7 protein-coding genes are annotated in these 8,377 nt (G+C 72.6%); 4 read left to right on the top strand and 3 right to left on the bottom strand.

Translation table 11 applies throughout. From position 1 onward, the window contains the following. Both H3C53_05315 and H3C53_05310 read right to left on the bottom strand, forming a co-directional pair. Positions 1 to 170: hypothetical protein (locus H3C53_05315; GenBank protein MBW7916091.1), on the bottom strand; the 170-nt coding region annotated here is incomplete at its 3' end. 226 nt (positions 171 to 396) lie between these two features. Next, entirely contained in the window at positions 397 to 1,662 is a 1,266-nt protein-coding gene (locus H3C53_05310; GenBank protein ID MBW7916090.1) for an ABC transporter substrate-binding protein, read from the bottom strand. 346 nt (positions 1,663 to 2,008) lie between these two features. Between H3C53_05310 and glnA the strand changes: the two genes are divergently transcribed. Both glnA and ruvC read left to right on the top strand, forming a co-directional pair. Then, the gene (gene glnA, locus H3C53_05305) at positions 2,009 to 3,349 is read left to right on the top strand and encodes a type I glutamate--ammonia ligase (protein MBW7916089.1); all 1,341 of its coding nucleotides are present in this window, start codon (positions 2,009 to 2,011) and stop codon (positions 3,347 to 3,349) included. A gap of 48 nt (positions 3,350 to 3,397) precedes the next feature. Continuing rightward, positions 3,398 to 3,883 carry a crossover junction endodeoxyribonuclease RuvC gene (ruvC, locus tag H3C53_05300; protein ID MBW7916088.1) on the top strand — a complete coding sequence of 162 codons (486 nt, stop codon included), beginning with the start codon at positions 3,398 to 3,400 and terminating at the stop codon, positions 3,881 to 3,883. Positions 3,884 to 3,920: 37 nt separating this feature from the next. Here ruvC and H3C53_05295 read toward each other — a convergent pair whose 3' ends face one another. Beyond that, complete coding sequence (locus tag H3C53_05295; GenBank protein MBW7916087.1) at positions 3,921 to 6,668, bottom strand: alpha-amylase; 2,748 nt, start codon at positions 6,666 to 6,668, stop codon at positions 3,921 to 3,923. An 82-nt stretch (positions 6,669 to 6,750) separates the two neighbouring features. On the opposite strand from H3C53_05295, the gene H3C53_05290 reads away from it, so the two are divergent. Together H3C53_05290 and H3C53_05285 are read left to right on the top strand one after the other, a co-directional pair. After that, positions 6,751 to 7,608, top strand: coding sequence for a putative Ig domain-containing protein (locus H3C53_05290; protein ID MBW7916086.1), 858 nt, complete (start codon positions 6,751 to 6,753; stop codon positions 7,606 to 7,608). Then, the coding region (locus H3C53_05285) for a hypothetical protein (protein MBW7916085.1) at positions 7,605 to 8,377 on the top strand (773 nt) is incomplete at its 3' end. The genes H3C53_05290 and H3C53_05285, both read left to right, overlap by 4 nt.

Raw genomic sequence — 8,377 nt, 5'->3', positions numbered from 1 at the left:
GCCAGTGACCTCACCAACCGGTCGATGTCGCCTGGATCCAGCTGGTCTTCCCGGCCCAGCTTCGCCACCACCCGCTGCCGCACCCGGCCCCCATCCCGGTAAGACTCCACCAACTGCAAGTAGGTGAGCTGCCGACCGCCACTACGCACGCTCGTACGCTTCACGAACATTGCCACCATGGTAGCACGCTCACCACCCGCCTACAACGCCCGCATACACTCTATATTGCCACTACATGCCAGCATGCGACGCTACGAGAGAACCCGTTCCCCACGCAAACAGGAACGGGCTACAGACTCAACTGTTCAACTTGGGCCACGGAACGAGGAGGGCGCCCGGTTCCCCGGGCGCCCTCCCTCTCTTGGCCGTGAGGCCGCCGCCAGTCGGTCCGGAGACCTACTCGAGCGGGATGTCCGCGGCGCCGAGCACGGTCACGTTCTCGATGCTGCCGGCGTGGTACTGCCAGACCGCCATCGGGGTGACGACGTCGCCCAGGTCGTCGTAGTTGACGCCACCGGCCGCGCCGGAGTAGTCGACGTCCGTGCCCGCCTTGATGAGCTCCATGGCGTTCTTGAAGTCACCCACGCCGACGACCTCGCCCGGAGGGTTGGAGACCGTGCGCAGGCGCGCGGCGATGTTGGCGCTGTTGACTTCGACGCCGTCGACGTAGGCCTTGATGATGGCCAGGCCGATCGAGGCCATGGCGTCGTAGCCGGTGTCGATGTACGGGAGGGGCGGCGCCTGGCCGTACGCGTCCTTGTAGTCTGCCGCGAAGGTGACCCAGCCGCCCCACTCGGGGTCGGCGCCCGCGGAGGTGCCGTACTGGCCCTCGATCACGTCGGCGCCGAGCGCCTCGACGATATCGAGCGACTGCGTGCCGTCGGTGAACTGCCAGCTCGTGAAGTCGAAGAGGTCACGCGCCTCGGCCATGTACACGGACGCCTGGCCGGGGTAGGAGATGGCCAGCACGACCTCGGGGTCGCCGGCCAGGAGCTGCTCGAGCTGGGCGGCGTAGGTGGGCTGCGGCTCGTCCTGATGCGCTACCTTGGCCGTGATCTTGCCGCCGCGCTTCGTGAAGGCCGCCTCGAAGGCGTCGGCGAGGCCCTGGCCGTACGGGTTGTTCACGTACATGATGGCGGCCTTGTCGAAGCTGTGGCCGTCGATGATCTCGCCGCGGGCGAGCATGGCGCCGACGACGCCCTGCAGGGTGTCGGACGCGGTCGTGCGGAAGATGACGTCGGGGCTGTCGGGCAGCATGCCGACGAGCGGCGAGGTGGAGGCGGGCGAGATCATGATGACGCCGGCGGGGATGGCCACCGACTCGGCGACGGCCACGGTCACGCCGCTGGACAGCGCCCCGATGATGGCCACGACGCCGTCCGCGTTGATCAGCTTGCGGGCGCGCTCGACGCCCTGGGAGGGCACCGTCGCGGCGTCCTCCTGCACGACCTCGACGATCGGGCCGCCGAACACCTCGGTCGCGGCGGCGTTCAGTTGGTCAGCCGCGAGCTGGATGCCGTTGGTGATGGCCGGGCCGAACTCGGCCAGCGCGCCCGTGTACGCCATGAGGGCGCCGACCTTCGAGACGGGCGGCTTCTGCGCCTGGGCGGACCCGACGGCGACGAGGGCCGCTACTACTACCCATACGAACCACTTCTTCACTTTTCCTCCTAGGAAGCAATCGGCGAGTTGTCGACTTGCGGCGGTTAGGGGAATCGTAAGAAACCTCATAAAGGCTGTCAACATCGCCCGGACGGCTCGCAGGGGTTTGGTTAAGGGCGTCTCACGGCGGCGCCGCCGGCCGGCGCGTCGAGCTGCGTGGCGGGAGGGCGCTGTCGCACGGCCGGCTCAGCGGGCGCGCTGTCACGGTCTGAGCTGTCATCCGGGCGGATTCGGAGCACGGTTAGCCTCCGAGGTGCTACTATCGCGCCGACCGTCGGCCGCAGACGGTCCGTTGGCCAGCTTCGGCCGGACGGGGTGCTGCGGAGACGGACTCGTAGGAGGCACGGTGGGATACACCCGCGACGACGTACGGCAGCTCCTCAAGGAACACGAGGTGGCATTCCTCAGGCTGCAGTTCACCGACATCCTCGGCCGCAACAAGAACGTCGAGGTACCCACCTCGCAGTTCGACAAGGCCCTCGCCGGCGAGATCATGTTCGACGGCTCCTCCGTGCAGGGCTTCACGCGCATCGAGGAGTCGGACATGCTCCTCAGGCCCGACCCCGATACCTTCCTGCTCCTCCCGCCCGCCATCGAGGGCAGCGTCCGCGGCCAAGTGGCCCGCCTGATCTGCGACGTGCACCTCCCCGACGGCACCCCCTTCCAGGGCGACCCGCGCTGGGTGCTGAAGCGCCAGATCAAGCGGTTGAAGGAGCTCGGTTACGACGACCTCTTCGTGGGGGTCGAGCCGGAGTTCTACCTCTTCAGGCGCGGCCCCGAGGGCGCCCCGACCACCGTCACCAACGACGGCGCGGGCTACTTCGACCTCGCCCCCGTCGACCGCGGCGAGGACGCGCGCCGCGACATGGTGAACGCCCTCACCGACCTGGGTTTCGAGATCGAGGCGGCGCACCACGAGGTTGGGCCCGGCCAACACGAGATCGACTTCAAGTACGCCGACGCCATCACCACCGCCGATTCCATCCAGACGTTCCGCACGGTCGTGAAGCGCATCGCCATGAACCACGGCCTGCACGCCACCTTCATGCCGAAACCGGTCGCGGGCATCGCCGGTTCGGGCATGCACACGCACCTGAGCGTCTTCAAGGGTGGGGAGAACGCGTTCTTCGACCCGAAGGCCGAGTACCAGCTGTCTACCACGGCGCTCGCCTGGATCGGCGGCCTCATCGAGCACGCCCCTGGGATGGTGGCCATCACCAACCCGACCGTCAACAGTTACAAGCGCCTCACCCCCGGCCACGAGGCGCCGACCAACATCGCCTGGTCGGTCTCGAACCGGAGCGCCATGATCCGCATCCCGGCGCGCCGCGGCAACGGCACCCGCGCCGAGCTGCGGATGCCGGACCCATCGGCGAACCCCTACCTCGCCCTCGCCGTGACGGTGGCGGCCGGCATCGACGGGCTCGAGCGCGGCCTCACCCCACCGCCGCCCATCGCCCGCAACATCTTCGAGATGAGCGTCCGCGACAGGCGCCGGCACAAGATCAAGGAGCTGCCGGCCAACCTGCGGGAGGCCATCACGAACCTGAAGCGCGACCGCATCGTCGTCGACGCCCTCGGCGACCACGTCTACCGGCACTTCGTCGAGGCGAAGACGCTGGAGTACGACGAGTACCGCATCGCGGTGCACGGGTGGGAACTCGACCGCTACCTGGCGGAGTACTGAGTGCCGGCGGACGCGCGGCCCACGGCCCCCGGCGACGGCATGCGGCCGCTGCGCGTCCTCGGCATCGACCCGGGCCTCGCCAACCTGGGGTTGGGGCTGGTGGAGGAGGTGCGCAAGGAGGCGCGCCTCCTCGCCACGGCCTGGGTGCGAACCGCGCCCCGCCAGGAGCAGGGCGAGCGGCTCATGACCCTGCGCCGCGAGCTGCTCGCCTTCATGGCCACTCACGCGCCCGACGTGGTCGCCATCGAGGGGCAGTTCCTGAGGCGCCAACCGCAGACCTCCTTCCGGGTGGGTCAGGCCGTCGGGGTGGTGCTCCTCACGGTCGCCGAGGCGGGCCTGCCCGTGTTCGAGTACGGACCGGAAGAGGTGAAGCGCAGCCTCGTCGGGACCGGGCGCGCCGACAAGGCCCAGGTCACCTACATGGTGCGCGCGCTCCTCAAGCTCGGCGCCACGCCAGGCTCGAACCACGTGACCGACGCGTTGGCGCTCGCCCTCACCCACCTGCAGGCGCGGCGACTGGGCGCCCTGTCATGAGACGCGCCTCAGCGCCGGCGCCTGCGCGCCATGCACCTCAGCGCCGGCGCCTGCGCGCCGCGCGTCGCCGCGACGCGCCGCGGTCGCCCGCCAGGCGGGGGTCGTAGCCGCGCCCGCGGGCCGCCCCGGCGGCAACGACGGTCCCCTCTACGGGCGCCGGGGCGGCGGACGGCGGCAGCGCCGGGCCCGCGGTCTCCTTGGTCACCGTCCACACCTGCCCTTCGTAGGGCCCCAACTCGAGGCGTAGCCCGGCGGCGCTCACCTCGGAAGCGCTCAGCAGCCGGTGTCCCTCGGCGCCCACCGCGCGCGTCAACCGCGCCGCGCCGTCCGCACCCCCGCGCAGGCCCAGCGCCTCCCAGACGGGCTCCGACCGGAGCTCGCCGCCCCGTAGCGGGTCGGCGAACGGCGCGCTCATGCGGACGACCCCCGCGACTGGATGCGGCGAGTTGTTGACGGCCACGAGCGACGCCGTGGCCCCCCCGCGAGGGCCGGGGCGGTTCGTGTACACGTAGGCGGCCTCCTCCACCCCACCGGCGCCCAACAGGTCGAACAGCCGGAACGACTCCGCCCCGGCGAACGCGGCGCGCTCCGCCAGCAGCGGCGCGACCTCGCGGCGGTGGCGCCTCACCGCCGCCTCGTCCGGCGCCTCGTCGAGCCTGGGAGTCAGGTACTCCATGCCGTACTTCTCGCTCAGGCCCTCGACCTGACCGTGACCGAACATCGGCAGGCCCGGCAAGGTGGCGAGCAGCGTGGCCACGGCGAAGTACTTGTCGCCGGCGCCGAACTGTTCTCGCGCCGACTCCTCGTCGGGGTTGCTCATGAAGTTGACGAACCGCTGCAGGACGCGCGGGTCGAACGCCAGGAGCGTCTTGAGCAGGCGCCGGTAGCCGGCGTTGTCCTCCCGCATGAGCATGTGCATGAACGCGCTGTTGTAGACGCGGTGCATGCCGAGCTCGCGCACGAAGTAGCCCTCCATCAGCCAGAACGCCTCCGCCAGGAGCAGGGTGTCGGGCGCCACGCGCGTCATCTCGTCGACCAGCTCGCGCCAGAACTCGCGCGGCATGCGGCGCTCGAACTCGTCGGCGTCGACGCCGAAGCGCGTGCGCGACGGCACCGCGCCCCCCTCGCCTGGAAGCGGGTGCCACAGGCGCTGCACGTGCCGCCTCGCCAGGGTCATGGCCGCGTCGAAGCGGATGATCGGGAAGCTCCGCGCCACGTGCTCGATGGTGGCCTTTACCGCGGCGCGCACGTCCTCGCGCAGGTAGTCGAGCTGGGCCGTGTCGTTCCACGGCATCAACGTCCCGTCGTTGCCGTGGTAGAGGTAGCGCTTCTCGCCCGTGGCGGCGTCGACGCGCTCGAACACCACGGCGGCGTCGCTGCCGTCGTAGTAGCCGTCCTCGACCCGCACCTCGACGCGTGGGTCCGACGCCAGGTTGGGGCCCGTGAAGGTGTAGCCCTCGAACGGGGGCTCAGGCAGTTGCAGGAACCAGTCGGGGTGCTCGACGACCCAGCGCGAATCCAGCCCCGTGTGGTTTGGGACCATGTCGCTGGCAAGGCGCAAGCCGACGGCCCCGGCGCGGCGCGCGAGGTCATCGAGGGCCGGCCGGCCGCCGAGGTCGGCGGCCACCTCGTAGTCGTGAAGCGAGTAGGCGCTGGCGCCGGCGTCAGGTTGCCCGCGGGCGCGCTTCAGCGCCAGCGACGCCCGGCTGCGCTCCCACACCCCGATCAGCCACAGGGCGTTGAAGCCGTCCTCGCGCAGCTCGGTCAACGCCTCGCTGGGCACCTCGTCCAGCCGCCGCACCCGGCGACCGTACCTGGCGGAGAGCTGCGCCAACCAGACGTAGGTGCTCTTGGCGACGAGGGCCACGTTCGGCATCCAGGAGCGGTCGGGCGTGAAGTTGGCGGGACCCCGGCCGGCGCCGGCGAGCGCCAGCGGCCGCGGCGGAGGCGGCGGCCCCGGCTTACCGGGCGAACCGCCACCGCCCTTCGCCTCCTCCCGCAGGAGGTCGGCGGCTCTCAGCAGCAGCGTTACGTCACCCGCCCCGGCGAGGTAGGGGCGCCACGCCTCGGCGGCCAGCTTGAGCTGACCGACCAGCGACGTCGGCTCGAGCCTCTCCGGCAGCGTGAGCAGCCAGAGCAGGGTCCCCTCGTCGGCGCCGTCCGGGGGTCGCCCGCCGGCGCCGTCCGCCCGGGCCTCGGGGGTGAGCCTGACGGCGGCCAGCGCGCGCTCGGCGACGCCCCTGGCGGTCTCCCACGCGCCGCCCGCCGCCTCGTCGTGTTCGAACAGTTCGTGCAGGGCGCGCAGCGCCGCGTTGCGCCGCGCCCTCGCGACGAGCCACGCCTCTTCCAGGACGGGGCCGGCGCCCTCCCCCGTCCGCGCGCCCGCGTCGGATGCCGCCGCCTCGGGCGCTCCCACGTCGGGCACGCCTGCGGCGGCCCCGAACACCGCGTCGAAGCGGGCCCAGAACGCACCGGGGGCGCCGGGCTCGGCCTCGTGCCATGCCCGCGCGGCGGCCGTAAGGGTCGGCTCGCCGGTGGCGGTGACGGCGAGGCGCGCGATGAGGGCGTGCGCGGCCTCGTGGAGCGCCACCGCCCCCGCCACCGTGCCGGGGGTCACCGCGGGGAGCTCGCTCCCCCGCCGCCCCGCCGTGATCCGCGCGGCCCACGCCGCGGCGTCGGCGAGGTCCAGCTCGCCGACGCGCCCGGAGAGCCCGAAGGCCGCCTCCGGCAGACGGTAGCGCCGCCGCGCCGCGCGGGTGACGTGAAGATGACGTGTGCCGCTCAAGGCCCGACATTACCACGCGCCCGACGGGCCCGAACGGAGCGCCACAGCGGTCACTCATGGTCGGGCCGTTACAATCCTCTCGATGCGACACGACCGACCCTGCGCCCCGCCGCGCAGCCGACGCGCCGGGCTCGCGGCCGCCCTCGCCGGCCTGCTGGCGCTGCTGTTCACCCTCGGCGGCTGCGCCGGCGAGCTCGCCACGAAGGGCGAGGCGCTGCGCCTCCTGGGCGGGAACCTCGCACGCGGCGTCGTCTTCGAACCGTACGCCGCCACGCTGAACGCGGTGGGGGGGCTGCGCCCCTACACGTTCACGCTGCTGACCGGCTCGCTACCCCCCGGCCTCGTCCTCGATAACGGCGCGATCAGGGGCGCGCCGACCGAGCCGGGCACGTTCGAGGTCACCGTTCAGGTCTCCGACGCCAACCTGTCGCGCGTCAGCCAGAGCTTCACGCTGCAGGTGGTGAAGGCGCCGGAACCGCGCTTCGTGCTGGACGCGCCGCTCACGGAGGTCCGCTCCGAGGTGACGCTGCGCGCGCGCCTGGAGGACGCGCGAGGCGTGACCGGCGTGCGCGGCCTCGTCACCTGGGACGCCGAGCGCTTCGCCCTCGCCGAGACCGGACCCGAGGCGGGCGGGCGGGGCCTCGGGTTGGTGTGGCAGGCCGCGGCGGGCAGTCTGCAGGTGGACGTCGTCGGGCTCGGCAAGGAACTGACGGGCAGCCCCGAACTGTTCCGGTTCACCCTCCGCCCGCTCACGCCCCCGGCGCGCGTGCAGGCGACTTACACGGTCGAGGTGGTGAGCTCGAGCGCGGACCCCGACCGGCGCCACGACTACCTGACCGGCAGCGTCGGCGGCGCGCCCAACCCGGCCGTCCCCGCGGTCGAGACCGCCCCCGACGTCGAACCCGCCCCACCCCACACCGAGGACGAGGACGCGCCGTGAGCGTCCCCCACCGCGCGTGGCCGCTCCTCGGGACGGTGCTGGCGGCGGCCGCCCTGCTTGGCGGACGCGCCGCCGCCACCACCTACCTGCCGCTCCAACCCGAGGAGATGGTCCTGCGGGCCGACCTGGTCTTCTTCGGCACGGTGACCGGGGTCGGCGGGGCGGAGGCGGACGGCCGACCCTGGACGACGGTCGACTTCGGCGACGTCGCCGTCCTGCGCGACCGCGCCGCGGAGGAGGCGGGGAGCGCCACCCCCGCTACGGTGGAGCTTCGCCTCCTGGGTGGTAGCGCCACCCTCCTGCCCGACCTGGTCGTCAGCGGCCTGCCGACGTTCGCCGAGGGCGAACGGTGGCTGGTGCTCGCCTATCAGGCCGAAGGCTTGGCGTCCCCCGTCGTCGGGGTCGCCCAGGGCGCGTGGCGCTTGGACGTCGCCGGCGCGATCGCCGGCGACGGCACGCGGCTGACGGTCGACACGGCGGGCGCGCTCGTGCGCGGCGGGGGCGGACCCGGCGAGGCGGGGCTGCGGGAGGCGGTGACGGCGCTGCTGGAGCGCGGCACGCCCCACGTCCCCGCGCCGAGCGAGTCGGACGACACCGGTGCGACCACGACCGGGGGCAGCGAAGTAACCACCGAAGCGGCGGCGGGCGACGCCGCGGCCGGAGACGCCGAAGAGGCCGCCCCAGCCGGCGACACGCGGGAGGCCGACGCCGAGAGCGCCGATGACCCAGGCGAGGCCACGGACGCGACCACAGCCGAAGAGGCCGCCCC

It is taken from the genome of Trueperaceae bacterium (assembly GCA_019454765.1).
In the GTDB taxonomy this organism is placed as follows: Bacteria; Deinococcota; Deinococci; order Deinococcales; family Trueperaceae; genus JAAYYF01.
The sequence above is the reverse complement of the archived record's forward strand: the minus strand, read 5'-3'. Positions and strand labels throughout refer to the sequence as shown.

Excerpts from the sequence above, each read along its gene's own strand:
- H3C53_05290 (MBW7916086.1), top strand. The coding sequence starts at position 6,751 with ATGCGACACGACCGACCCTGCGCCCCGCCGCGCAGCCGACGCGCCGGG.